Origin of the sequence: Kluyvera intermedia (assembly GCF_021440345.1) — a bacterium.
Lineage (GTDB): Bacteria > Pseudomonadota > Gammaproteobacteria > Enterobacterales > Enterobacteriaceae > Kluyvera > Kluyvera intermedia_A.
Window position 1 is genome coordinate 1 of record NZ_JAKCNS010000019.1, and the last position, 26004, is coordinate 26004.

Consider the following 26004-nt stretch of genomic DNA (forward strand, 5'->3'; position numbering starts at 1 on the left):
TTGTTCGCACCTTCCCTAAGCGAGGTTCTGGTTTTCAACTGTTCCGGGCTGAGACCGCCACAGGCACTGTGACGAGGCCAGCTCTTGTAATCACAATAGATATAATTAAACACAGCCATTCGCATCAGTTCACGGCTGACAAAGCGCTATCCGTGCACGCATTCCATCTTCAGTGAATGAAAGAAGCTTTCCTTCTGCACAGGCATTATCGTAGCTGTTGCCTTTAGCAGTCATGATGCCCCACAGAAGACAGGCACTGAAAGCGAATCCACGATTGCTGGTGGTCAGAATGGCGCTTTGGCCTGACATTGATTCGCTGGTTAACCGACGTCGAAACCTGTCCAACTGTTTCATCAAAACACTGGGATAACCAGCTGTCCCCAAAGTTTGAACATGGCAGAGGTCGAACACCACCATTACCCGAATGTGTATCCAGAACCAAAGGCCCCCCCCCCCGAAACTCTCGGTTTTGGGATCGCCGAATTCATTGCATAGTGTTAATATTACCGCCAATTTTTCAGCGTTCTGATTCCTTCTGTGAATCAACGTATTGGGCTTTCCTGAGAGCCGAACGTTAAGAACCTACAATGCTTAAAATTGATAAGAAACAAGGAATATATGTCCAGGCTGACTGATTTAATAGCTAAAGCGAAGGCCAAAGACCCGCAACTGGGCGCTGATCTTGATCGAGAAATCAAGATCCTGTCGTCACGTCTTCCCTTCGGGCTGAATTTCGAGCGACATAGCCCTGAAGTCGTAGAGTTACCATTGCGACCAGTGCGCAAGGGAGATAAAGTGCGCATTTTGCCAGAACGTGGCTCCACCAAGAAAGGTGACCAGCGATTGTGGCAAGTGAAAGCAATCCATAAAGCGAAGAAGACAGCCGATCTAGAATTGCTGGGCGCAGCTGATGTCGAGACTCAGACAGTAACGCTAAGTGACCTAGTGGTTATAGCTGAATTTCGTGACACGATCTGGCCGGGTCTGGTCAGTACAGGAAAAGTACAGCGTGGTGGTGACAAACCTTACCATTCAGTAATCAATGGCGAGAACTACCATGTGTTGAAAGCGTTGACCTACACGCACAGGGGCAAGGTAGACGTCATCTATATTGACCCACCATATAACACGGGAGCAAAAGACTGGAAATACAATAACGATTATGTCGAAGGTGACGATATTTATCGACATAGTAAGTGGCTGGCTTTTATGGAACGTCGTTTGCTTATTGCGCAAGAATTATTGAACCCAGATAATTCAGTGCTAATCGTGACTATTGATGAGAAAGAATATTTACGGCTAGGGCTGTTGCTTGAACAAACGTTTCAAAATGCAAAAATTCAAATGGTCAGTAGCGTTATATCCCCTCAAGGTAGCACTCGGGGAACTCAGTTCAAACGCTCAGATGAATACATTTATTTTGTCTATTTTGGTAATTCAAGTGTGACGCCCCTGCGGCTTCCTGAAGAATGGTCAAATGGGCAAGAAACAAGTACTGTGCGAGGGTCTATTCATTGGGCTAGTTTAAAAAGAACGGGCACTGAAGCTACCCGCCAAGCTAGACCTCAAATGTTTTACCCGATATTTTTGACATCAGATTGCTCGAAATTCCACTCCGTTGGTGATCCAATAGCTATAAATGTTGAAAGATCATCTATCAGTATTCCTGATGGTTGTGTAGCCATATGGCCTCTGCGAAGAGATTCTTCAGAAGGTCGCTGGCAAGTAGGACCAGAGGCATTACGTAATCTAATTCTTGAAGGCCATGCACGATTAGGCAAGCCAAATGGTACAGAAACTGCTATTGCATATCTTAAGGCTGGTGAAAGAGCAAAAGTTGCGAGTGGAGAATATAAAGTAATAGGTCATAATTATGATGGTTCTATCATAACTGAAAATGAAAATGGGGAAACTACTCAAGCAGAATACCGGCCAACAACTATTTGGAATGTCTCTAGTCATAGCGCAGGGCATCATGGTTCAAATCTACTTCGGTCTTTGCTCCCGGGCCGTACCTTTCCATTCCCAAAATCACTCTACGCCGTTGAAGATGCGCTCAGATTTTTTGTAATAAATAATCCTAATGCAGTAGTGCTTGACTTTTTCAGTGGTTCTGGAACCACTGCCCACGCAGTCATGCGTCTGAACAAGCAAGACGGAGGTTGCCGTCAGTGCATATCTGTCACTAACAACGAAGTAGCGGCCGATGAACAAAAACTGTTGCGTGAACAGGGCCTTCGACCAGGTGATCCCGAATGGGAAAAATGGGGTATATGTGACTATATAACCAAGCCACGTGTGCTTGCTGCCATCACAGGCAAGACTCCCGATGGTAAACCGATTAAAGGTGATTATAAATTTACCGATTTATTCCCAATCTCTGAAGGTATTGAGGAAAATGCTGAGTTTTTTACCCTAACCTACGAAGCTGAGAAATCAGTTAGTCACAACTTGGCTTATACCCGAATTGCGCCGTTACTCTGGCTACGCGCAGGGGCACGCGGCAAACGTATTGACACACTGCCTCTTGAAGGATGGGCGGTGGCAGATACCTATGGCCTGCTGTCAGTCGTAGATCAGGCTACGCCTTTCATTGAAGCCATTAGCCAAACCAGTGACATACGAGTAGCCTTTATCGTCACTGACGATGACCGCCACTTCCAAGCTGTCACCAGACGTCTGCCAAAAGGTGTTGAGCCGGTACGTTTGTATGAATCGTACCTGACCAATTTCAGCTTCACCAGTGGGGAATTAACAGAATGAAGTTCACTCTCAAAGACTACCAGCGTGATGCTGTACGTGATTCGCTGGTGAATCTCAGAAAAGCTCGCCGTTTCTGGCATAACGAAAATGACAAGAGCGCCTTCTCCTTAACGGCTGTGACCGGTGCGGGTAAGACCGTCATGGCTGCCGCTGCGTTTGAAGCATTGTTTCATGGCGACGACGAGTTTAATTTCGATGCCGATCCTGGCGCGGTAGTAATCTGGTTCAGTGACGATCCTGCACTGAACGAGCAAACCCGCTTTCGCTTGATGGAAGCCAGTGACCGTATCAACTACAACGATATGGTTGTGGTTGAACATCCTTTCAGTCGGCGCAAATTTCAGGCTGGAAAAATCTATTTCCTTAACACGCAGAAGTTTGGCAAAAAAAGCCTGCTGGTACGCGGGTTCGATGATAAAGGCGGGCTCTTCGAAGCAGCTCCTGATGCACAGGCTTATACGCTATGGGATACCATCCAGAACACCATTGAAGACCCGGATCTAACCCTCTATCTGGTGCTTGACGAAGCGCACAGAGGTATGGGTTCGTCAACGGCTTCCAGTGAAGCTGCTAAGAGTACTATTGTGCAACGTCTAATCAATGGTTCGGCTGGAGTGAAAGGTATTCCAGTAGTGTGGGGTATTTCTGCCACAGTTGAACGTTTCGACAATGCTATTGCCAATGCCGGTCATCATGTCAAACTGCCGAACGTGGTGGTTGACTCAGCTAAAGTGCAGGAATCGGGACTTATCAAGGACGATATCATTCTTGGTGTACCGGATGAAGCCGGAGACTTCGATACTGTATGGGTACGCCGTGCTGCCGACAGACTCAGGGAAGTGACCGATGCCTGGGCAGAGTATGCAAAACAGCAGGAAACTGCGCGCGAAGTAGTGCCGCTGATGGTATTCCAGGTACCCAATACGCCTGACCCGAACGAAGTGGGGCGTTGGCTGGATACGCTATTCTCTCGCTACCCCGAATTGCCCATTGACAGTGTTGCTCATGTTTTCGGTGAACATACCACACAGCGTTTCGGCCAACACCAGGTACATTATATTGAACCGCAGCGGGTGCAGGAATCAACTTGGGTGCGAGTACTGATTGCTAAAGATGCAATCAGCACTGGCTGGGATTGCCCGCGTGCCGAAGTAATGGTTTCCTTCCGCGCTGCCAGCGACAAAACGCATATTACGCAATTACTGGGGCGTATGGTACGAACTCCACTGGCCAGACGTATTCCGGGTAATGAGCGCTTAAACTCTGTCGAATGCCTGTTGCCCAAGTTTAATACCAATACAGTGAGAGATGTCGTCAATACCCTGTTTAAGGGCGATGATACATCCCCTCCGAGCGGACGTATCTTGGTTAACCCTGTGGAGATGAAACCTAACCCGGCGGCTTCAGCTGCCGTATGGGAAGTATTTGAAGCGCTACCTTCACAAACCCGACCACAGAAAGGAGCCAGACCAGCCAGACGTCTGACCGCGCTGGCACAGGAACTGGTTGATGACGGCATTCTTGATGGGGCAGTCAGGAAAGCCCATGCTGCTTTGCACGCTGTCCTGGACAAATTCCAAACAGAAAATGCTGAAAAAATCAAAAACAAGCGCAATGCAGTGCTCGTAGTGGATGGTAAAGCTGTAGTTGCCAGCCTGAAGAATAAAGCAATGACCTTCAACGAATTCTGGGAGGAGGCGGACGTAGCGGTGATTGATGACGCCTACCGGCGCGCAGCCCGAATCTTCAGCCCAGATGTTTCACGTACCTATGTCGAATATCTGGCCGATAAGGTCGCGGATCGAGAAGAGGATGCTGAGGAGTATTTGGAAGCAATCATGGAAGCTCGTGTGACCGTTGCTGGTTTGGGGCTAGTGATGGAGGTGCAGGATTACTTCGATGCCGAGGCTGATAAACTGGCGAAGGCGTGGCTGGCTGAGTACACGCAGCAGATTAAGACCTTGAAAGATGAGCGTAGAGAGGCTTATCGTCAAATCGCCGAAATGAGTACCGAACCGCAGGACGTGGATCTGGTCAAGCCGGAGAACAAGTTTGAAATGACCAGGGCGCGTGAAGGTGAGAAGGAAACCGACCTTCCTGTCTGGAAACACCATTTGTTGTGTGACGAAAACGGGAATTATCCGGCTCAGTTGAACCATTGGGAAACCACGGTTTTTGAGATCGAAACCAAACGTGAAGGATTTGCTTTCTGGTATCGAAATCCACAATACACAGGGCAGTCGTCACTAGGAATCGCTTATGTTGAAGCCGAACAATACAAAATTGTTCGTCCCGATTTCCTATTCTTTGCCGAACAGGATGGCGAAATGATTGTGGACCTGGTAGATCCACATGGCCTTCATCTGGCTGATGCCTTGCCTAAACTGAAAGGACTGGCGCTATATGCCGAACACCATCCTGATGCTTATAGGCGAATCGAATCCGTCGCCGAAGTAAAAGGTAAATTACGGGTGTTAGATTTGAAACAGCAAGATGTACGAAATGCTATAGCTGTAGCTGAAAATGCAGAATTATTATTCAGCAGCAATTTTGCTGGCTATTATCAGTAACCTATTGGTAATCTGGGATCGGAATGGCCTTTTATAAGTAAAAGGCCATTTTATAAAAATACTATCCACGGCCCCCTCATCAAGTTATTTTTCATAAAATTCAGACATATAATCCAATTAATTACGATTACGGAAGCATACCATTCAGCCTGCATCTACATATCCTGCTCAGCTCAACGAAAGGCCGAGAAAAACGCTAGACTATGAATCACCCGCAGAACGGTTCAATAAGTGTATTGCGTGCATCATTTGAACTCACAGCCATAAGAGGACATTTGGCTGAAAGAATAATTAACACAATGAACTGAGCCTGCCTATTAATATATTCAATATTGATAGCTTCCAGATTTATTTAGGATAGCAATCCTTACCCGATGAATATAAATAAAGCCACCTATTGTAGTGGCTTCACTTGTCAATTATATTGGAGTGTCCCCACTGTACCAAAACAGAACTTGCCATAAATCTATATGCCTGATTTTTTAAATTGACCGGTACCCAATCGCGGTATTCTGCTCCTTTGGAAAGTCATCCTCATTATCCTTCACCATACATGGCCCCGTTCACATATGCATAATTTCTTCCTTTACGAACCAACCTGACTCAATTACGGTCCGTTCAACTAAATAGGGCGCTTTAGTGTATGCAACGACAGCGAGGCTCTCCTGTGCCCTGCTGCAGATAACATAAAAAAGGCGGCGCGATCTTTTAGGCGAAGAGTCACCCCCCGCACTTTCGTTTTCCTGATCCGTTTTAGAGTGCGGTATGACGCCCAGTAGCTTATCGTAACTAAACATGAATCCACGGGCCTCTTCATCATCCAGAATAGCCATGACTCGAGGAAACTGCAGTCCCTTCACTCCCTGATGAGTATCGTAGGAAGATGTAGATGAAATATAGCTAATATAATTTTCCAGTTCACGGACGGATGCGCTCAAAGATCTGCTCCATGCTTCATGCTCTTTGTTGACGTCCACTTCCTCCGTGGATTCATCATCCTTATGTGGCACCAGCGCTAGGTGAAGCTGGAAAGCCTCAGGCAAGATCAGCAATTCCCCTTCATGAATCAGTTTGCACACTTCTAGAATGGGGAACGCCAAGTTCTCGCCAAGAAGCACTTTTATCTTGTCTATTTGGCATTGTGCTTCACGGAAGAGCAATAGTGGATCGTCTGCATATTCGAGGCGCGAACTCGAAAAAACAGGGGAGTACTTACGCATGATTGTAGCAATTTTAAAATCATCATCACTGCGAATTGCGTCAATAAGTGGCCATAGTTGTGAGGATAAGAATGTTATCTCTTGACTATCCCCATTGATTGCTGCATCACCCAATCTTTCGACCTCTAGAAGGGGCAGAAAGAAGTTTTCGAACTCACCACGTCTGGCAGCCATATGGTGTTCAAGCGTCAGTACCATGACTGATTGTTTGTTATTCCATTCAGTATCAGCCGCCTGTTCAGCCATATATTCAGCGACCTGACGCTCAATATCGGCTCTTTCCTTGTGGGTGTTCATGTCAACCACAAACAAGCGCGCAGTTCCAGGCTGGGCGTCAGGGCGCGGCTCCTGAATATATGCATCATTGAATTGCCTGATGGAGTTAATCAAAGTGACAATTCTCACTGGTGAACGGTGATTAATTATTATCTCTGGTGACTCCCATCCAGGGGGTAGAGGAGAGGCTAAGTCGGATTTTCCCCCGCTGAATATCTGCTGCATCATATCGCCGAACAATCCAATGCAGAATTTGGTGGGATGCTCCTGCTGTGTCATAATTAACGATTCGATAAGATATTTATTCGTGTCTTGGCTTTCATCAATCAAAAGCACTGGGAATCTGCTAAATAAAATCTCTCTGAGTAGAGCTTCATTTTGGAGGAGATAAGCGGTGACGTTGATCACTTCACTATGATTTAACGCCCCTTTTTCAGGCCTGTTGCTTGTAGGGGAATAGCTGAATTTTTGAATTTTATCGAGGTATTGCAGCCGTTTCGTTTTGCTGGCTAAACTCCGTCTGTTTCTTTGCGCCGTAATACCATCAGGTTTTCTGCTTTTTTCAATGTCGCGGGTGAGTTGTTCAATACTCTTCTCGAGTTCATTTTTAAGCCATAACTTTATATCTGATGTAAATGGGTTGATCAAGTCCCAGCAAAAACTGTGTATGGTTGAAACCATGAAATTGGCATCAAAAAATAATCGCCGTTGTACTTCCTCGCAGGCTGCATTTGTAAACGTAATAATGCCTATTCTTTTTCCGCATCTAGACAGCTCCGAAGAATACCTTTGTTTCATTTTCTCCAGCACACTGACCAACGTACGGGTTTTTCCAGATCCCGCACCGGCAAAAAGCAGAAAACTTCTGGGATTCTCCAGATCAAGATAACTGAAAAGCTCTTCTACCACAGGTTCGTTCGTGGATGGTGTCTCCATGATTATTCCCCCTCCCAAACGTCAGTGACTTTCGGCACTTCCGGCGTAAGGTCTCTACTCGCCACTTCCAGCTCTTTTTTAAGCCAGTCCAGCCCCTCTTGAATATATTTAGGCGCGGCGAGTTCGGCGGGGTCAGCACAGTACAATAAATCGAGTGCCATCTCGGCTTTGTCATCTTTGAGTGCCAAATAGAGTTTTTCACAGCACTGTTCAAGCGTATCGAGGTTAAGAGCATCCTGCATTTTTTTCATCATCCCGGTAGGTTTTTCTACTTTTTTGAACAACTCGGGATTCGTCAATGCAATAGCATCTTCAAATGTGTAAGGGAAAGCCTCGGCCTCCTCCTCTTTTCCAAATTTAATGGGAATACCATATTGAAATGCAATCCTGACCTTACCACGAATTTTCTCATGCTCCGGCATTCTAAGGACCGTATCCAGCCCTCCCTCAACATCGAGCCAAATTTTTATGGTATGGCTGCCAGTAATATATCCCTTGCCAAATTCAGGCCTGATAGCTTTGGGTTTATTTCCTGAGCTAACTTTTTGAACATCTGCCGGTAGTTTGAGTGGAGGCTTTTGAGCATCCGTATCAGTGACGACAAGGGTGGGAATCCCAAGTATGTCAATCAATGCCCTCAGCCGGTGAGCATGGGCTCCTCCTACCTCCAGAATCGAAATGTAGCTGTTGTCCAAACTTGTATTAGCGTTGGGATTATTACGGATAAAATGCGGCATCAGGATACGTTCTGCCGCCCCCTCGACTAGAATAATCCCGTTCGCAAAAAAGAGATCGCAGTGTGTGGTTTTGAGATAGCGAGCCACGAACTGAGCCGTTTGTAAGACATCATCCGAGCGGATTTTACCGTTGCCAAAAGTACAGGACAGATCAATAACGTCCGCAGTCGGCACGTCATGCGGACCTGTAGCGGGTTTACGTTTGAAGTACCTGAGCTTTTCAAAGCCCACTTCATGCGCAAGGTAGCTTGAATGTGTGCTGACCACCAGTTGGCTCGAGAACCTCTTGGAAGTCCGCAAATCATCATGATTGCGCAGCACCGAATAAGCTTTTTTGATAAACACCTGCTGAACCTGCGCGTGCAGGTGAGCTTCCGGCTCTTCAATCAGAATAAGGTGAAGAGGCTCAACAAAGACATCTTCCTCTGGTTTTCTTAGGCCGGCTTTACCGACGCGCATCCATTGATCCCTAAAGCTCATCATTGTAAAAACCATGGATATCAGATTTTTGTAGCCAAGCCCGTTATATTTCTCTGACAGACTCATCAGAGGCACCCCTGCGGCGTGGCTAGTTTTCTGGATCTCAAAAAGAATGGCCGCTTCGTGGTCCAAATTATCGATCGGATTAACCCTGCTAGATAATCTGATATGGGGATCGCTGAACCCCGGATACCCCAGCGTCTCTATCTCTTTCAAGGGTTTGTTAAACACCTTGTTAAGTCTTCCATCAAAGGAGTGTTGAGCATAGGCGATGGCTTCGAGGGCATCCAAATCTTCGTCACAAGGAAGATCGGTAGGATTTAAATGCCGATTGTAGTACTGGTTAATCTGGCTAGCCAGATTAGAGGCACCATGCTGAGAACCTGTTGCCACATAGGGATCTGAAAACCCACGAGTAGCATCAATGATATCTACTTTGAACAGTCCATTGAAAGGATAAAAATCTAGCGGAAGTTGCCCCTCGACAAGAACCTGAGGGAGGAATTTGCTTCCTTGGTCCGTGATAAGTTTTGCGGGATCTAGGATGTAAGATTTTATCTCAAAAGCTTTAGACACCTCTCTTTCAAGGTATTCACGCAACGATCCCGGCCAGACTGAAAATTTGAAATCACTGAGCTCAGATGCTGAACCACCTTGAGCTTTTTCGGCATTTTTTTCTGCCGAGATTTTAAGCTGCTCAGCGGCCTTGAAGTGGGCAATAAAGTCTGCTTTTAGGGCATCAAGATCTTTGGGTTGATAAATCATCCGAATGCCTAACAGTCCGCCATCCCATTTTAATGTCGGTATTAGGTGCCGTACCCGATGGACTTCATTTTTCTCGACTTTTAACCAGACATCCAGCGTTGGGCATAAGGGCTGCCAGTCACTGATTTTTTCGCCAACCTCTTCGGCGTTCGCCCATGCTTGACCAAATTGATTAAGCTGATGCCAATTTGATAGGGTGAAATCGGCTGCGCCTAATTTTCGTGAAGATGGAGATTTACCCGATGCGATGCTCGCAGCCGTTCTTCCTCGTTGATCCAGAAAGAAAATAAGCGCATCCATTGCTGACGTCTTGCCGCTGTTATTTGCCCCAACGAGCAGTGTTTCTTCGTCAGTCAGACGAATTCTGCAAGTTTTAAGCTTTCTGTAGTTCTGGATATCAATATATTCAATTTTCATCTGGCTTCCTTTCCTAAGTAATGCCGAGATGCATCCTAAATGTCATGATCGGCATATTTGATAAGGTGATGATTTTAGGGCTGCGCAGAGAACAACAGCAGCGATTACTTTAATGTTGTATTTATTTTAAATGTTGCTGTCTAGCGGATTATCCGTTCTTCCTAGCATAGTTTTATCCAGATCAGTATTCTTGGCGTCAAGACAATGTTTGCCCCTAGCCTTTCAGCTCCCTGGAAAGCAGTGTTGTCAACTCAACTCCGTTAACCGGCAAGCAGGTAAGCCCTGCCAAACTGACGCATTTCGGGCCTTACGGTTTGGGTTTAATAGCGAACATAAATCTACAACTGGTTTACCGCCAGCGCATCAATTGCGCCTACCGCGATTGATCTTTGCATAGTCAAACGGCGGAATCCCATTATCCCGGTTAGCATCCAGAAAATCAGCCCACCATTGCAGCATCAGCCTACGTTCATCGATAAATTCCGCCTTATGAATATATGCCGCGCGCACTGAATTACGTTCCATATGGCTCATTTGGCGCTCCACCGCATCCTTCGACCATAGCCCTGACTCAATCAACGAACTACAAGCCATTGTACGGAAGCCGTGGCCGCAAATTTCAACTTTAGTGTCATAACCCATAACCCGCAGAGCACTGTTGACCGTGTTTTCACTCATGGGCTTGCGCGGATCGTGATCGCCAATGAAAATCAACTCATGTTCTCCGCAAAACTGTTTTATCTGCTTCAGGATTGCCAGCGCCTGCCTTGAAAGCGGCACCAGATGAGGTGTACGCATCTTTGATCCTCGCTGAGAATGTTTCACGCCGGGAATAGGTTCTCGCTCAGGCGGGATGGTCCACATTGACGTTTCAAAATCGATCTCTGACCAGCGAGCAAAACGCAGCTCACTGGATCGAATAAAGATAAGCAAAGTGAGTTCCGTTGCCCAACGGGTTAACGGCCTGCCGGTATAGCCGTCTATTTTCTGAAGTAATTCAGGGATGCGCTTTAATTCCAGCGCCGGGCGATGTTGTCGATTGCCAGATGCGACGGCTCCAGCCATCTCCTGCGCCGGGTTGTAATCAATCAACCCGCTTTGAACCGCATAACGCATGATGGCCGTGGTGCGCTGTTGAAGACGGGAGGCCACTTCAAGACGGCCTGATGTCTCGACGGCTTTAATGGGAATTAACAGATCGCGGGTACCCAGTTCAGCAATATTGCGAGCACCAATTGCCGGGAAGATATTGTCCTCCAGGCTCTTTTTTACGCGATTAGCATGATCTTCAGACCATTTTTGGTTAGTCGCAAGCCACTCTCTGGCAACCTTCTCGAAAGTAATAATCTCTTTCGCCTGCTCTTCTTTCGCAGCACGTTTATGCTCACGAGGATCGATACCAGCAGCTACCAGCTTTCTGGCTTCTTCCCTTTTCTTCCTGGCATCCGCCAGTGAAATTTCAGGATAGACACCGAACGCCATCAAATGCTGTTTACCGCCAAAACGGAAACGAAATCGCCAATACTTGGAACCGTTAGGTTTTACAAGTAAAAACATGCCGTCACCGTCAACAAGTGAATACTCTTTCTCCTCAGGTTTCGCAGAACGAACTTTAGTATCCGTTAGGGCCATAATGGTCCTCCTTCCATTGGTATTTCGTGAGTATACAAGCAATATCGAATCGGCAAATATACTCATTAGTATACTCACAGGCTTATTGATGTGGGTTGAGTTAGGTTGACTTCAGTTGAGGAGAAAATCGTGGAAAGCCTTGTGTGGCGCGGATTTCAGACATAAAAAAAGACCTCAGTTGAGGTCTATTTACATGCTTTTGGTGCCGAAGGCCGGACTCGAACCGGCACGTATTTCTACGGTTGATTTTGAATCAACTGCGTCTACCGATTTCGCCACTCCGGCACGGAAAGGTATGCGGAAAACGTTGTGGATTATACCTGCCGCGCGCTGCCATGCAAGCATCAGTCATCTATCATGCTGCTAAGTGTCTAAAAAAACGTCGCTCCCTAGGCTAAAACGGCCACTAGCCCTTACGGAATACCCAACCAATCCTTTTTCTCTGAATCCGCTTCGCAAAAAAAAGCAACGTGATCAGGGCGGTTTACATTTACGCCGGTTTGTTATGAGATCGTGTAACTGAATCAAGTACTCACAATCCGATCTCAGGACACCGTTATGCGTTTCTATCAGGTTGAACCTACGCTGGAAAACTACTGGCGCGGGATTATTCTCTTTGGCAAAAATGTCGCATCCTACAAATTTGCGCTCGCGCATGCCCTGTACGACGTGAAACCAGAGGGCAGCGATCTGATTTTACTCGACGACCTGGCCGTGCCGTTCAGCGATCATTTGTGCCGTCATTTACAGCATGCGCCAAAGCAGATCACTTCACGCAGCAGCCAGTTTATTGCTGCTTGTTCACAGTTCAATGCAAGCGAGATCAGCCGTGATGCGCTCACTGCCATAACGGTTCGCCAGGGCTTTAATAATGTGATTGATGCGTTTCACAATGTGAATCAGGGTGAAATCGACAAACGCTTTTTTATTGATGAGCGTAAAAGCCATAAGGGCATCCGTCTGACCGATAATTTCTACCGTCTGGGTGAGCGCCAGCAGTATCAAAATCTCAGTTTTGAAACCGATGCGCGCTGGAGTCTTGTGGAACAAGCATGGGCGCTGAACATCTCCAGCCAGCTTATCAACGTGGAGTATGACTACAGCGATCAGATGCTGTTTAGCCGTAACAACGATCGCCGAGTCGCAATCTCAAGCTGCCGCGATAGCCTTAACGGCTACCAAAAGGGGCGTTGCTTCTACTGTTTTGCGCCAATCAGCCTGCGTCCTGGAGATGAGGCGCTTGCCGATGTCGATCACTTTATCCCATGGAAGGCTCGCGACCGGGTGCGTAACGTGGACGGTGTCTGGAATCTGGTGCTGGCATGCAAAGAGTGTAACCGGGGCGAAAAAGGCAAGTTCGCCCGCCTGCCCTCGCGCAAGCTGCTTCAGCGCCTGAACGAGAGAAACGAGTACTTTATTAATAGCCACCTGCCGCTACGCGAAACGCTCATTCGCCAAACGGGTACCACCACGGCGCAGCGCGAAAAATTTCTGGCAACCAGTTGGAACGATGCGCTACAAGTACTGTTCCACCAATGGGAGCCAGCCGCACAGGGAACGGATACATTCTGATGACGCTTAAATATTATCAACAACACGCCGACGATTTTTTCAGCGCCACGGTCAACGTCGATATGAACGCTCTCTACCGCCCTTTTCTGGAACACATTCCAAAAAACGGCTGGGTTCTGGATGCCGGCTGTGGTTCCGGACGCGACAGTAAAGCATTTTTACAGCGGGGCTATCGCGTTGAGGCCTTCGATGCAACGGCGGAAATGGCGATTCTCGCAAGTCAGCATACCGGTCTGGCCGTTAAGCAAATGACCTTTAGCGACGTCGATGCCGTCGCTCGCTACGAGGGGATTTGGTGCTGCGCTTCGCTGCTACACGTCAGCGCCATGGAGTTACCCGCAGCGATGGCAAAGCTCGCTCGGGCGCTAAAGCCTGGCGGTATCTGGTATGCCTCTTTTAAATATGGCGATAGCGAACGCCTCAAAGATGGACGACATTTTACCGACCTTAACGAGCAGCGGCTGAATACACTGCTGTCTACGCTTGAAGACATCACGCTGACACGTCACTGGATAACCGAGGATCAGCGCCCCGATCGCAGCGAAATGTGGCTAAATGCACTATTACTGAAGCACCCATAATCCCCCCTTCCGCCAAGCGCCTGCCTCCAGCATGCTCTACACTCTCAGTTCAACACCACACGAAAGAGATACACAATGTCCATAATAAAAAGCTACGCCGCTAAAAATGCCGGAGCGGAACTGGAAGTTTGGGAGTACGACGCCGGTGAACTGCTGCCGGAAGACGTTGAGGTGAAGGTGGATTACTGCGGTATCTGCCACTCGGATCTGTCGATGATCGACAACGAATGGGGTTTCTCGCAATACCCGCTGGTTGCCGGCCACGAGGTGATTGGCCATGTGGTGGCGCTGGGCAGCGCTGCGCAGAGTAAAGGGTTGAAGATTGGTCAGCGCGTGGGTATTGGCTGGACGGCGCGAAGCTGCGGCCACTGCGATGCTTGTATCGATGGCAATCAGATTAACTGTACCGAAGGTTCGGTACCAACCATCCTCAACCACGGCGGTTTTGCTGATAAGCTGCGCGCCGACTGGCAATGGGTGATCCCACTGCCAGACAACATTGATATCGAAACCGCAGGCCCAATGCTGTGCGGTGGGATTACGGTGTTTAAACCGCTGCTGATGCATCACGTCACCGCCACCAGCCGCGTAGGGGTGATAGGGATTGGCGGTCTGGGGCATATCGCCATTAAGCTACTGCGCGCGATGGGTGCGGAAGTGACGGCGTTCAGTTCCAATCCGTCGAAAGAGCAGGAAGTGCGGGCGATGGGCGCAGATCACGTGGTAAATAGCCGCTCGCCGGAAGCGCTGAAAGAGCTGGCCGGTCAGTTTGATTTGATCATCAACACCGTCAACGTGGACCTAAACTGGCAGCCGTATTTCGAAGCGCTGGCTTCAGGCGGTAACTTCCACACCGTGGGTGCCGTGCTGACACCGCTACCGGTACCGGCGTTTACGCTGATTGGCGGTGACCGCAGCATCTCCGGTTCGGCGACCGGTAACCCGTTCGAGCTGCGCAAGCTAATGAAGTTTGCCGGTCGCAGCAAGGTCGCGCCGATTACCGAGCTGTTCCCGATGTCTAAAATCAACGATGCCATCCAGCACGTTCGCGACGGTAAAGCCCGTTACCGCGTGGTACTGAAGGCTGACTTCTGATGTTTTACCGGCGGCGCGCTGCCGCCGGTTCTCTCCTAACGCTCATCTGCGCCTAACGCCGCAAACACCTCTGCCACCGCTATGGCTCCTGGATCTGGTACGCCATTCAGGTTATTGCTATTCACATAAGACGCACGCCCTGCTCGGGCTTGCTGCATGGTGGCCGTACTCTCCGCACCGTGCTGGGCGGCGAGAATTGCCTGTTCCAACCCACTATCACGCAGCGCTTCCAGCGCGGGCTGTAGTGCGTCGATTAACGTTCTGTCACCCACCTGCGCTCCACCGTAAAACTTCATCTGTTTTAAGCCGGCCAGCAGCGCATTCGGCAACGACTCGCCCTGTGATAACGCCTGCCCGGCGGCGGTAAAGAACAGCGACATCAGTACCCCGCTAGAGCCGCCCATCACGGTCGCCAGCCGTTCGCCAACAAACTGCAGCAGCTGCGCCGGCTCGTTCAGCGGCAGCGCATGGCGTGCAAGCTGAGTAGCAATATCCTGTGCGCCTAGCGCGAAGGTCGAGCCGGTATCGCCATCGCCCACTTTCGCGTCAAGCGCATTCAAACGTTCCTCAAGGCCGAGCAGCGTCTGGGTAGCGCGGTCCACCACGTCGTGCACCTGCGCGTTCTCCGATGGCTGAACGTCCAGCGCGTCGTGCACTTTGGCATGTTGAAGCGTTTTAAGCGGCCCAAAGGCCCTCGCCTTCACCCAACCAACGGTTTCAACTTCAGCCAGCAGCGCCTGTTCGGTAGCGTCATTCAGCATCAGCAAGGAGAGCGAAAAGCCCTTCATATCCAGCGAGCTGACCAGCGTGGCGGGGCCAATCAGATAAGCAATCTGCTCTCGCAGCGCCGAATGCGCTAGCTCTTTAGTCAGCAGCGCCATCTCAAGCTCAGATACGCCGCCCAGGTTGTTAATCAGTACCGCCACGCGAGAATCGCCCACCGAGGCTTTAAGCGTCTGCGCCAGCGTGTCGACCAGCGTCTTACTGTTATGGCTGCTGACTATCGATGCTCCTGGCTCCCCGTGGATCCCCAGTCCAAGCTCAACCTGACCGGGCTTAATGCGTTCTTCGGCTTCGCTGCCGGGCAGATTGCAGCTCTCCATCGCCAGCCCAAGGCTGAAGACGTTGTCGCAGACGCGCTGCGCTATCGCGTGCACTTCACTGAGCGATTTCCCCTGCTCTGCCGCGTATCCGGCAATCTTATGTACGAATGCCGTACCGGCGATGCCGCGAGGCTGCTTGTTTTCCGGCAACGCAATGTCGTCAGCGACAATCACCATTTCAACTTTTAAGCCATAACGCTTAGCCTTCTCGGCAGCGAGGCCGAAGTTCAGGCGGTCGCCGGTGTAGTTTTTAACAATCAGCAGGCAGCCGCGATCGCCGGTGACGGCGACAATCGCGTTCAGCACCGCATCCACGCTGGGCGACGCGAAGACATCACCGCAGACGGCTGCGGTGAGCATTCCTTTGCCAACAAAGCCCGCATGCGCCGGTTCGTGGCCTGAGCCGCCGCCGGAGATAATCGCCACCCGGCTTTTATCCCAGTCGCTACGCGCCACGATGCGGATAGCCGGATCGACCTCCAGTCGCAGCAAATTACCGTGAGGTGCGGACAACACTAAACCTTCAATCGCATCATCGACCAGCTGTTTTCGATCGTTTAAAAAGAATCTGGACATAACCTTCCAAAAATAAGCAAACCGTATGCAAAGCATAGTCCGCACTGGATATTGCGCCGCAAAATGGACAATTTGCCGCACCGCAATGTCGTTGTTTTGCCTATACTCGACGCAGAGAAAATGGAGGATTACCCATGAGCGCACCTTTGCTGATTGCACGTACCCAGGACACACAGCTGGTTTTACTTCCCGGCATGGCCAACCGTCACGGACTCATAACCGGCGCCACGGGGACCGGGAAAACCGTCACCTTACAGAAACTGGCGGAGTCGTTTTCCGAGATTGGCGTGCCGGTATTTATGGCCGATGTGAAAGGTGACCTGACCGGTATTGCGAAGGAAGGCCAGGCCTCCGAGAAACTGCTGGCGCGACTGAATAAAATCGGCGTAACCGACTGGGAGCCGCACGCGAACCCGGTAGTGCTATGGGATATCTTCGGTGAGAAAGGCCATCCGGTGCGCGCCACCGTTTCAGATCTCGGCCCGCTGCTGCTGGCGCGCCTGCTGAACCTTAATGAGGTGCAGTCCGGTGTACTCAATATCATCTTCCGTATCGCCGACGATCAGGGTCTGTTGCTGCTGGATTTTAAAGACCTGCGCGCCATTACCCAGTACATCGGCGACAACGCCAAATCATTCCAGAATCAGTACGGCAATATCAGCAGCGCCTCCGTTGGGGCGATTCAGCGCGGGCTGCTGACGCTGGAGCAACAAGGCGCCGAACACTTCTTCGGCGAGCCGATGCTCGATATCAAAGACTGGATGCGTACCGACAGCAATGGCAAAGGCGTCATCAACATTCTCAGCGCCGAGAAGCTCTACCAGATGCCAAAAATGTACGCCGCCAGCCTGCTGTGGATGCTCTCTGAACTTTACGAGCAGTTACCAGAAGCTGGCGATCAGGAAAAACCTAAACTGGTGTTCTTCTTCGACGAAGCGCATCTGTTGTTTAACGACGCGCCGCAGGTGTTGCTGGATAAAATCGAACAGGTCATCCGTCTGATTCGCTCCAAAGCCGTTGGCGTCTACTTTGTCTCACAGAACCCGGCGGATATTCCCGATGCCGTACTTGGGCAGTTGGGAAATCGCGTACAGCACGCGCTGCGCGCCTTCACGCCAAAGGATCAGAAAGCGGTGAAAACCGCTGCGCAGACCATGCGAGCTAATCCGGCATTTAGCACCGAACAGGCGATTCAGGAACTGGGTACCGGCGAGGCGCTAATCTCGTTCCTTGATGAGAAAGGCAGCCCGTCGGTTGTTGAACGAGCGATGGTCATAGCCCCGGACTCACGGATGGGGCCGGTGACCGACGATGAACGCAACGGCCTTATCAATAACTCATCGCTGTACGGTAAGTATGAGGATGAGGTCGACAGAGAATCAGCGTTTGAGATGCTGCAAAAAGGTGTGCAGAACAGCGCAGGTCAGGCCGAAGCACCGCCGGCGAAAGGCCAGCAGAACGATGACGGTGGCCTGCTGGGGAGTTTGAAGGATATTGTCTTTGGCACCACCGGGCCGCGCGGCGGCAAGCATGATGGTCTGGTGCAAACCGCAGCGAAAAGCGCCGTGCGCCAGGTAACCAATCAGATCGTGCGCGGCATGCTGGGAAGCCTGCTCGGCGGTAGACGCCGCTAGTACCTCATCGCTCGCTTACCGGATGGCGGCGTGAACGCCTTATCCGGCCGACATAAACCTGTACGTACGTCGGTCCGTTGCCCGGGCAAGCGAAAGCGCCCCCGGGAATCACACGGCCCCACAGCAAGTTTCAGGCACAAAAAAACCGGCGTCGCGCAGCGAGGCCGGTTTTTTAACATCAAGCATTACGACTAGCTTTTTCGCATCATCAGCCAGAGGCTTATCAGGAAGAAGCTAGCGCTTGGCAGCAGCGCACCGATGATTGGCGGAATGCCGTACACCAGCGTCAGCGGGCCAAAGATCTGGTCGAGAACGTAGAACACGAAGCCAAAGCTGATCCCCGTCACCACACGCACACCCATTGCCACGCTACGCAGCGGACCGAAGATAAACGACAGCGCCATCAGCATCATTACCGCCACGGACAGCGGCTGGAAGACCTTACTCCACATATTGAGCTGGTAGCGACCGGAATCCTGACCACTGGCTTTCAGGTACTTCACGTAGTTATGCAGGCCGCTGATAGACAGCGCATCCGGGTCCAGAGCCACCACGCCCAACTTGTCCGGCGTGAGGGTGGTTTTCCAGGTGCCGCTTACCGTCTGCGTACCGGTAATTTGTTTCGGGTCGCTCAGGTTGGATTCGTCCACCTGCGACAGACGCCACACCTTCTGCTCGGTATCAAACTTAGCACTGGCAGCATATCGAACTGACTGTAAACGACGCTCATCGTTAAACGCGTAGATACTCACGCCGCCCAGCTCATCGCTGCCTTTGAGGCGTTCGATATAGACAAAGCTGTGGCCGTCTTTCGCCCACATCCCTTGCTGGGTAGAAAGCAGCGAGCCGCCGTACATCTGCTGAGCACGGTAGTTGCGTGCCATCTGCTCGCCCTGTGGTGCCACCCACTCGCCCATTGCCATGGTCAGCAGTACCAGAGGGATAGCCGTTTTCATCACCGCCAGCGCGACCTGCATCCGGGTAAAGCCGGATGCCTGCATCACCACCAGTTCGCTGCGCTGTGCCAGCATACCCAGCCCCAAAAGCGCGCCAAGCAGCGCGGCCATCGGGAAGAAGATCTGCACATCTTTCGGCGCGCTGAGAATGGTGTATAACCCAGCGCCCAGCGCATCATAGCTCCCCTGTCCCGCTTTTTTCAGCTGGTCGACAAACTTAATGATGCCGGAGAGCGACACCAGCATGAACAGGGTCATCATGATGGTGGTAAAAATGGTCTTGCCGATATAGCGGTCAAGTACACCAAATGGCTGCATTATACCGCTCCTCTATGCATCAAACGGGCGCGGATACGGCGCATTGGGATGGTATCCCACAGGTTCAACGCCACGGCCAGTGCAAAGTAGGCCACGTTTACCATCCACATCCAGAGACCCGGGTCGATTTTGCCTTTACCCGCATTGGACTTCAGCGAGGTTTGCAGCAAGAAGAACACCAGGTAAAGCAGCATGGCGGGCAGCATCGACAGCACGCGCCCCTGACGCGGGTTCACCACGCTCAGCGGGACAACCATCAGCGCCATAATGAAGACCGTCGCCACCAGCGTGAATCGCCAGTGCAGCTCGGCGCGGGCGCGATTGGTATCGGTTTTCCACAACGTGCTCATGCTCATCTGTTCGGTATCGGTAGGATCCGATGCCACCGCCTGATGGCCGATAACAGCCTTGTAGTTTTTGAAATCGGTAATGCGGAAATCGCGCAACAAGGCGGTACCTTCAAAGCGGGTACCCTGATTCAAGGTCACGACCTGAGAGCCATCTTTGTGCTGGGAAAGTTGACCGGAATCCGCGACAACTACCGATGGGCGCGCGCTGCCCTTCGGGCGAAGCTGTGCCAGGAAGACATCATGGAAACTCGCGCCTTTTACGCCTTCAATAAACAGCACCGCATTACCATCACTGGACTGCTGGAACTGCCCCTGCGCTAGTGCCGCCATACCCGGGTTGGCCTTGGCCTCTGACAGGACTTCATCCTGATGCCGGGACGACCACGGCCCCGCCCACATCACGTTCACTGCTGCGACCGCACCGGTAAACAGCGCCAGTACCATCGCCGCTTTAATCAGTACCGCTTTACTCAGGCCACACGCATGCATGACCGTAATTTCACTTTCGGTATACAGTTTGCCCAGCGTCATCAATAGACCCAGGAACAGACTCAGCGGTAGGATAAGCTGCGCCATTTCAGGCACGCCGAGTCCCAGCAATGAGAGCACCAGGTTTGTCGGGATTTCACCGTCGACCGCTGCGCCCAGAATCCTCACCAGTTTCTGACAAAAGAAGATCAGAAGCAGGATGAAGAGGATGGCAAGCTGGCTTTTTAGCGTCTCCCGCACCAGATATCGTATGATTATCACTATAAATACGCCCGTAAAAACCCGTCTTATTGCAGGAAAATAGCTTGTTTCATGGCTTAAACGTCATTTATTCTCTTGAGTCGTCGAAAACATCGCTAAGATTAAATGACTCAGCGGTTTCACGTTTCAGGAAATGTTCTGACGCGCCAACACCGTAATAACGTTAAGATTAACACGAAGTCACCGCAACAGCGGAAATGAGTTACGTAAGCTTGCAATTCTATCCGTAGCCACCGCCGTTGTCTTTAAGATTCAGGAGCGTAGTGCATGGAGTTCAGTGTAAAAAGTGGTAGCCCGGAGAAGCAGCGGAGTGCCTGTATCGTCGTGGGCGTATTCGAACCACGTCGGCTCTCTCCCATTGCCGAACAGCTCGATAAAATCAGCGACGGCTATATCAGTGCGCTGCTGCGCCGCGGCGAACTGGAAGGCAAACCGGGGCAGACCTTATTGCTGCACCACGTACCAAACGTGCTGTCAGAGCGTATTCTGCTGATTGGCTGCGGCAAAGAGCGTGAGCTGGACGAGCGCCAGTACAAGCAGGTTATTCAGAAAACAATCAACACCCTGAATGATACTGGTTCGATGGAAGCGGTCTGCTTCCTGACCGAGCTGCACGTGAAAGGCCGCAACAACTACTGGAAAGTACGCCAGGCGGTTGAGACGGCAAAAGAGACGCTGTACAGCTTTGACCAGCTGAAAACCAACAAAAGCGAGCCTCGTCGTCCGCTGCGTAAAATGGTCTTCAACGTGCCAACCCGCCGTGAACTGACCAGCGGCGAGCGCGCCATTCAGCACGGTCTGGCGATTGCCGCCGGTATTAAAGCGGCGAAAGATCTCGGCAACATGCCGCCAAACATCTGTAATGCCGCTTACCTCGCCTCTCAGGCGCGACAGCTGGCTGACTCTTACAGCAAAAACGTCATCACCCGCGTCATCGGCGAACAGCAGATGAAAGAGCTGGGAATGCACTCTTATCTCGCAGTCGGCGACGGTTCACAAAACGAATCCCTGATGTCGGTCATTGAGTATAAAGGTGTGGCTTCCGAAGACGTACGCCCTATCGTGTTGGTCGGTAAAGGCCTGACCTTCGACTCCGGCGGTATCTCCATCAAGCCTGCCGAAGGCATGGACGAGATGAAGTACGACATGTGCGGTGCGGCAGCGGTCTACGGCGTGATGCGTATGGTCGCTGAACTTCAGCTACCGATTAACGTCATTGGCGTACTGGCCGGCTGTGAGAACATGCCGGGTGGGCGCGCATATCGTCCAGGCGACGTGCTAACCACCATGTCCGGTCAAACCGTGGAAGTGCTGAACACCGATGCCGAAGGCCGTCTGGTGCTGTGTGACGTCTTAACTTACGTTGAGCGCTTTGAACCAGAAGCGGTGATTGACGTGGCCACTCTGACCGGTGCCTGCGTAATTGCCCTGGGTCATCACATCACCGGCCTGATGTCGAACCACAACCCGCTGGCGCACGAGCTGATTGGCGCGTCCGAGCAGGCGGGCGACCGCGCATGGCGTCTGCCGCTGGGTGATGAGTACCAGGAGCAGTTAGAGTCTAACTTTGCCGATATGGCGAACATCGGCGGTCGTCCTGGTGGTGCCATCACCGCGGGCTGCTTCCTTGCGCGCTTTACCCGTAAATATAACTGGGCTCACCTGGACATCGCCGGTACCGCATGGCGTTCAGGCAAAGCCAAAGGCGCAACCGGACGTCCGGTCGCGCTGCTGTCCCAGTTCTTGCTTAACCGCGCGGGTTTTAACGGCGAAGAGTAAGTTTAAAATTGCCCCGTAGGCCGGGCCATCTGGCCTACGGTGTGCAACATAGCAAAGCATTTAAATCCACCACAAGAAGCCCCATATATGAAGAATGCAACGTTCTATATTCTGGACAACGACACCACCGTCGACGACCTCAGCGCCGTCGAGCAGTTAGTGTGTGAAATTGCCGCAGAACGTTGGCGAGCAGGTAAGCGCGTGCTCATCGCCTGTGAAGACGAACAGCAGGCCATTCGCCTGGATGAAGCGCTGTGGACGCGTCCACCGGAAAGCTTTGTGCCGCATAATCTGGCGGGAGAAGGTCCGCGTGGTGGTGCCCCGGTCGAGATTGCCTGGCCTGCAAAGCGCAACAGCAGCCCTCGCGATATACTGATCAGTCTGCGGGTAAATTTTGCAGATTTTGCCACCGCTTTCACAGAAGTGGTAGACTTCGTCCCTTATGAAGAAACTCTGAAACAACTGGCACGCGATCGCTACAAAGCCTACCGCGTGGCTGGTTTTAACCTGAATACGGCAACCTGGAAATAATGGAAAAGACATATAACCCACAAGATATCGAACAGCCGCTTTACGAGCACTGGGAAAAGCAGGGCTATTTCAAGCCTAACGGCGATGAAAGCAAAGAGTCCTTCTGCATCATGATCCCGCCGCCGAACGTCACCGGCAGTTTGCATATGGGTCATGCTTTCCAGCAGACCATCATGGACACCATGATTCGCTATCAGCGCATGCAGGGTAAAAACACCCTGTGGCAGGCCGGTACTGACCACGCGGGTATTGCGACCCAAATGGTGGTTGAGCGTAAGATTGCCGCTGAAGAAGGTAAAACCCGTCACGACTACGGTCGCGATGCCTTTATCGATAAAATCTGGCAGTGGAAAGCGGAATCCGGCGGCACCATTACCCGCCAGATGCGCCGTCTCGGCAACTCTGTTGACTGGGAGCGCGAGCGCTTCACCATGGACGAAGGCCTTTCCAATGCCGTGAAAGAAGTCTTTGTCCGCCTGTACAAAGAAGACCTGATCTACCGTGGCAAGCGCCTGGTCAACTGGGACCCGAAACTGCGCACCGCCATCTCTGACCTGGAAGTGGAAAACCGCGAGTCTAAAGGCTCGATGTGGCACATCCGCTATCCGCTGGCCGACGGCGCGAAAACCGCAGACGGTAAAGATTACCTGGTTGTCGCGACTACCCGTCCGGAAACCGTGCTCGGTGATACCGGCGTGGCCGTGAACCCGGAAGATCCACGTTACAAAGATCTGATCGGCAAATTCGTGATTCTGCCGCTGGTTGATCGCCGCATTCCAATCGTTGGCGATGAACACGCCGATATGGAAAAAGGCACCGGCTGCGTGAAAATCACCCCAGCGCACGACTTCAACGACTATGAAGTCGGGAAACGTCACAGCCTGCCGATGATCAACATCCTGACCTTTGATGGCGACATTCGCGAAACCGCGGAAGTGTACGACACCAAAGGCGAAGAGTCTGACGTCTATTCCAACGCTATCCCGGCTGAATTCCAGAAACTGGAACGCTTTGCCGCGCGTAAAGCCGTTGTGGCGGCCATCGACGCACTGGGCCTGCTGGAAGAGATAAAACCTCACGACCTGACCGTTCCTTACGGCGACCGTGGAGGCGTGGTTATCGAGCCAATGCTGACCGACCAGTGGTACGTCCGTGCTGACGTGCTGGCAAAACCGGCGGTTGAAGCGGTTGAGAACGGCGATATCCAGTTCGTGCCAAAACAGTACGAAAACATGTACTTCTCCTGGATGCGTGACATTCAGGACTGGTGTATCTCCCGCCAGCTGTGGTGGGGCCACCGTATCCCGGCATGGTATGACAACGACGGTAACGTCTATGTTGGCCGTACCGAAGAAGAAGTGCGTAGCGAAAACAACCTCGGCGCCGACGTGGCGCTTCGTCAGGACGAAGACGTTCTCGACACCTGGTTCTCCTCCGCGCTGTGGACCTTCTCTACCCTGGGCTGGCCGGAAAACACCGACGCGCTGCGTCAGTTCCATCCAACCAGCGTGATGGTTTCCGGCTTCGACATCATCTTCTTCTGGATTGCCCGCATGATCATGATGACCATGCACTTCATCAAAGATGAAAACGGCAAGCCGCAGGTTCCGTTTAAGACTGTCTACATGACCGGTCTGATCCGTGACGACGAAGGGCAGAAGATGTCCAAATCCAAGGGTAACGTTATTGACCCACTGGATATGGTTGATGGTATTTCTCTGGCCGACCTGCTGGAAAAACGCACCGGCAACATGATGCAGCCGCAGCTGGCTGAGAAAATTGCCAAGCGTACCGAGAAGCAGTTCCCGGACGGCATCGAGCCGCACGGCACCGACGCCCTGCGTTTCACCCTGGCGGCACTGGCCTCTACCGGCCGTGACATCAACTGGGATATGAAGCGTCTGGAAGGTTACCGTAACTTCTGTAACAAGCTGTGGAACGCCAGCCGCTTCGTGCTGATGAACACTGAAGATCAGGATTGCGGCTTCAACGGCGGCGAGAAAACCCTGTCTCTGGCAGACCGTTGGATCCTCGCGGAATTCAATCAGACCACTAAAGCGTACCGCGAAGCGCTGGATAACTTCCGCTTCGATATCGCCGCGGGCATTCTGTATGAGTTCACCTGGAACCAGTTCTGTGACTGGTACCTCGAGCTGACCAAGCCGGTGATGAACGGGGGTTCTGAGTCTGAACTGCGCGGCACCCGTAACACGCTGGTGACCGTTCTGGAAGGTCTGCTGCGTCTGGCGCACCCAATCATTCCATTCATCACCGAGACCATCTGGCAGCGTGTGAAGGTCATCTGCGGCAACACCGCTGACACCATCATGCTGCAGCCGTTCCCGGCGTACGATGCGTCCCAGGTTGATGAAGCGGCTCTGGCCGATACCGAGTGGCTGAAGCAGGCGATCATCGCCGTGCGTAACATCCGTGCGGAAATGAACATTGCTCCAGGCAAACCGCTTGAGCTGCTGCTGCGCGGTTGCAGCACTGACGCAGTGCGTCGCGTCACCGACAACCAGAGCTTCCTGCAGTCCATGGCGCGTCTGGAAAGCATCACCATCCTGCCTGCGGATGACAAAGGCCCGGTTTCCGTGACCAAAATCATCGACGGTGCTGAGCTGCTGATCCCGATGGCTGGCCTCATCAACAAAGACGATGAGCTGGCGCGTCTGGCAAAAGAAGTGGCGAAAATCGAAGGTGAAATCAGCCGTATCGAAAGCAAACTGTCTAACGAAGGCTTTGTGGCGCGCGCACCGGAAGCGGTGATCGCCAAAGAGCGTGAGAAGCTGGATGGATACGCGGAAGCGAAAGCCAAGCTGATTGAGCAGCAGGCGGTCATCGCCGCGCTGTAAGACCGTTGGGTCGTGCCCGTCTGTTTGCTGGCACACCCCACGTCTTTCGGATAACCATCGCGAATCCGAAACCCCAGACCGAAAAAGCCCCTGATGCTATTGCTCAGG

At 51.6% G+C, this 26004-nt stretch carries 15 protein-coding genes, 1 tRNA gene and 1 pseudogene; 9 read left to right on the top strand and 8 right to left on the bottom strand.

The features are described 5' to 3' along the window. Positions 1-15: 15 nt before the first annotated feature. A pseudogene (locus LZ634_RS06250) lies at positions 16-246 on the bottom strand (IS3 family transposase); the annotation flags it as partial. A 372-nt stretch (positions 247-618) separates the two neighbouring features. Here LZ634_RS06250 and LZ634_RS06255 point away from each other — a divergent pair. Both LZ634_RS06255 and LZ634_RS06260 read left to right on the top strand, forming a co-directional pair. Then, positions 619-2763: a site-specific DNA-methyltransferase gene (locus LZ634_RS06255; RefSeq protein ID WP_045405079.1), complete on the top strand. Its 2145-nt coding sequence runs from the start codon at positions 619-621 to the stop codon at positions 2761-2763. After that, positions 2760-5333: a DEAD/DEAH box helicase gene (locus LZ634_RS06260; protein ID WP_045405077.1), complete on the top strand. Its 2574-nt coding sequence runs from the start codon at positions 2760-2762 to the stop codon at positions 5331-5333. The genes LZ634_RS06255 and LZ634_RS06260 overlap by 4 nt, the downstream gene beginning before the upstream one ends. A gap of 563 nt (positions 5334-5896) precedes the next feature. On the opposite strand, the gene LZ634_RS06265 is transcribed toward LZ634_RS06260, so the two are convergent. The 4 genes from LZ634_RS06265 to LZ634_RS06280 form a co-directional block, all read right to left on the bottom strand. After that, positions 5897-7765 (bottom strand): UvrD-helicase domain-containing protein, encoded by a 1869-nt coding sequence (locus LZ634_RS06265; RefSeq protein ID WP_045405073.1) that lies wholly within the window; start codon positions 7763-7765, stop codon positions 5897-5899. Positions 7766-7767: 2 nt separating this feature from the next. Next, on the bottom strand, positions 7768-10164 hold the full coding sequence (locus tag LZ634_RS06270; protein ID WP_045405071.1) for an AAA family ATPase: 2397 nt from the start codon (positions 10162-10164) through the stop codon (positions 7768-7770). A gap of 363 nt (positions 10165-10527) precedes the next feature. Continuing rightward, on the bottom strand, positions 10528-11796 hold the full coding sequence (locus LZ634_RS06275) for a tyrosine-type recombinase/integrase (RefSeq protein WP_045405068.1): 1269 nt from the start codon (positions 11794-11796) through the stop codon (positions 10528-10530). A gap of 200 nt (positions 11797-11996) precedes the next feature. Further along, positions 11997-12081, bottom strand: a tRNA-Leu gene (locus LZ634_RS06280). Positions 12082-12354: 273 nt separating this feature from the next. On the opposite strand from LZ634_RS06280, the gene LZ634_RS06285 reads away from it, so the two are divergent. The 3 genes from LZ634_RS06285 to ahr all read left to right on the top strand — a co-directional run bounded on the left by LZ634_RS06285 (position 12355) and on the right by ahr (position 15044). Then, entirely contained in the window at positions 12355-13368 is a 1014-nt protein-coding gene (locus LZ634_RS06285; RefSeq protein ID WP_234503154.1) for an HNH endonuclease, read from the top strand. Next, positions 13368-13949 carry a class I SAM-dependent methyltransferase gene (locus LZ634_RS06290; protein ID WP_234503156.1) on the top strand — a complete coding sequence of 194 codons (582 nt, stop codon included), beginning with the start codon at positions 13368-13370 and terminating at the stop codon, positions 13947-13949. Before LZ634_RS06285 ends, LZ634_RS06290 begins: the two co-directional genes overlap by 1 nt. Positions 13950-14024: 75 nt before the next feature. Next, positions 14025-15044 carry an NADPH-dependent aldehyde reductase Ahr gene (ahr, locus tag LZ634_RS06295; RefSeq protein ID WP_052282396.1) on the top strand — a complete coding sequence of 340 codons (1020 nt, stop codon included), beginning with the start codon at positions 14025-14027 and terminating at the stop codon, positions 15042-15044. Between the two features lie 35 nt (positions 15045-15079). On the opposite strand, the gene LZ634_RS06300 is transcribed toward ahr, so the two are convergent. Beyond that, positions 15080-16723: a dihydroxyacetone kinase subunit DhaK gene (locus LZ634_RS06300; RefSeq protein ID WP_234503158.1), complete on the bottom strand. Its 1644-nt coding sequence runs from the start codon at positions 16721-16723 to the stop codon at positions 15080-15082. A gap of 134 nt (positions 16724-16857) precedes the next feature. Here LZ634_RS06300 and LZ634_RS06305 point away from each other — a divergent pair, with 134 nt between their 5' ends. Continuing rightward, positions 16858-18357, top strand: coding sequence for a helicase HerA-like C-terminal domain-containing protein (locus LZ634_RS06305; RefSeq protein ID WP_234503162.1), 1500 nt, complete (start codon positions 16858-16860; stop codon positions 18355-18357). A 191-nt stretch (positions 18358-18548) separates the two neighbouring features. On the opposite strand, the gene lptG is transcribed toward LZ634_RS06305, so the two are convergent. Together lptG and lptF are read right to left on the bottom strand one after the other, a co-directional pair. Further along, on the bottom strand, positions 18549-19631 hold the full coding sequence (gene lptG, locus LZ634_RS06310) for an LPS export ABC transporter permease LptG (RefSeq protein ID WP_234503164.1): 1083 nt from the start codon (positions 19629-19631) through the stop codon (positions 18549-18551). Continuing rightward, on the bottom strand, positions 19631-20731 hold the full coding sequence (gene lptF, locus LZ634_RS06315; RefSeq protein WP_234503166.1) for an LPS export ABC transporter permease LptF: 1101 nt from the start codon (positions 20729-20731) through the stop codon (positions 19631-19633). Before lptF ends, lptG begins: the two co-directional genes overlap by 1 nt. 267 nt (positions 20732-20998) lie before the next feature. On the opposite strand from lptF, the gene pepA reads away from it, so the two are divergent. The 3 genes from pepA to LZ634_RS06330 all read left to right on the top strand — a co-directional run bounded on the left by pepA (position 20999) and on the right by LZ634_RS06330 (position 25896). After that, positions 20999-22510 (top strand): leucyl aminopeptidase, encoded by a 1512-nt coding sequence (pepA, locus tag LZ634_RS06320; protein ID WP_052282401.1) that lies wholly within the window; start codon positions 20999-21001, stop codon positions 22508-22510. An 87-nt stretch (positions 22511-22597) separates the two neighbouring features. Then, complete coding sequence (gene holC / locus LZ634_RS06325; protein WP_052282402.1) at positions 22598-23041, top strand: DNA polymerase III subunit chi; 444 nt, start codon at positions 22598-22600, stop codon at positions 23039-23041. After that, entirely contained in the window at positions 23041-25896 is a 2856-nt protein-coding gene (locus LZ634_RS06330) for a valine--tRNA ligase (protein WP_234503168.1), read from the top strand. The genes holC and LZ634_RS06330 overlap by 1 nt, the downstream gene beginning before the upstream one ends. Positions 25897-26004 lie beyond the last annotated feature (108 nt).

Coding starts and splice junctions, on each gene's coding strand:
- LZ634_RS06255 (WP_045405079.1), top strand. CDS start 619: ATGTCCAGGCTGACTGATTTAATAGCTAAAGCGAAGGCCAAAGACCCG.
- LZ634_RS06260 (WP_045405077.1), top strand. CDS start 2,760: ATGAAGTTCACTCTCAAAGACTACCAGCGTGATGCTGTACGTGATTCG.
- LZ634_RS06265 (WP_045405073.1), bottom strand. CDS start 7,765: ATGGAGACACCATCCACGAACGAACCTGTGGTAGAAGAGCTTTTCAGT.
- LZ634_RS06270 (WP_045405071.1), bottom strand. CDS start 10,164: ATGAAAATTGAATATATTGATATCCAGAACTACAGAAAGCTTAAAACT.
- LZ634_RS06275 (WP_045405068.1), bottom strand. CDS start 11,796: ATGGCCCTAACGGATACTAAAGTTCGTTCTGCGAAACCTGAGGAGAAA.
- LZ634_RS06285 (WP_234503154.1), top strand. CDS start 12,355: ATGCGTTTCTATCAGGTTGAACCTACGCTGGAAAACTACTGGCGCGGG.
- LZ634_RS06290 (WP_234503156.1), top strand. CDS start 13,368: ATGACGCTTAAATATTATCAACAACACGCCGACGATTTTTTCAGCGCC.
- ahr (WP_052282396.1), top strand. CDS start 14,025: ATGTCCATAATAAAAAGCTACGCCGCTAAAAATGCCGGAGCGGAACTG.
- LZ634_RS06300 (WP_234503158.1), bottom strand. CDS start 16,723: ATGTCCAGATTCTTTTTAAACGATCGAAAACAGCTGGTCGATGATGCG.
- LZ634_RS06305 (WP_234503162.1), top strand. CDS start 16,858: ATGAGCGCACCTTTGCTGATTGCACGTACCCAGGACACACAGCTGGTT.
- lptG (WP_234503164.1), bottom strand. CDS start 19,631: ATGCAGCCATTTGGTGTACTTGACCGCTATATCGGCAAGACCATTTTT.
- pepA (WP_052282401.1), top strand. CDS start 20,999: ATGGAGTTCAGTGTAAAAAGTGGTAGCCCGGAGAAGCAGCGGAGTGCC.
- holC (WP_052282402.1), top strand. CDS start 22,598: ATGAAGAATGCAACGTTCTATATTCTGGACAACGACACCACCGTCGAC.
- LZ634_RS06330 (WP_234503168.1), top strand. CDS start 23,041: ATGGAAAAGACATATAACCCACAAGATATCGAACAGCCGCTTTACGAG.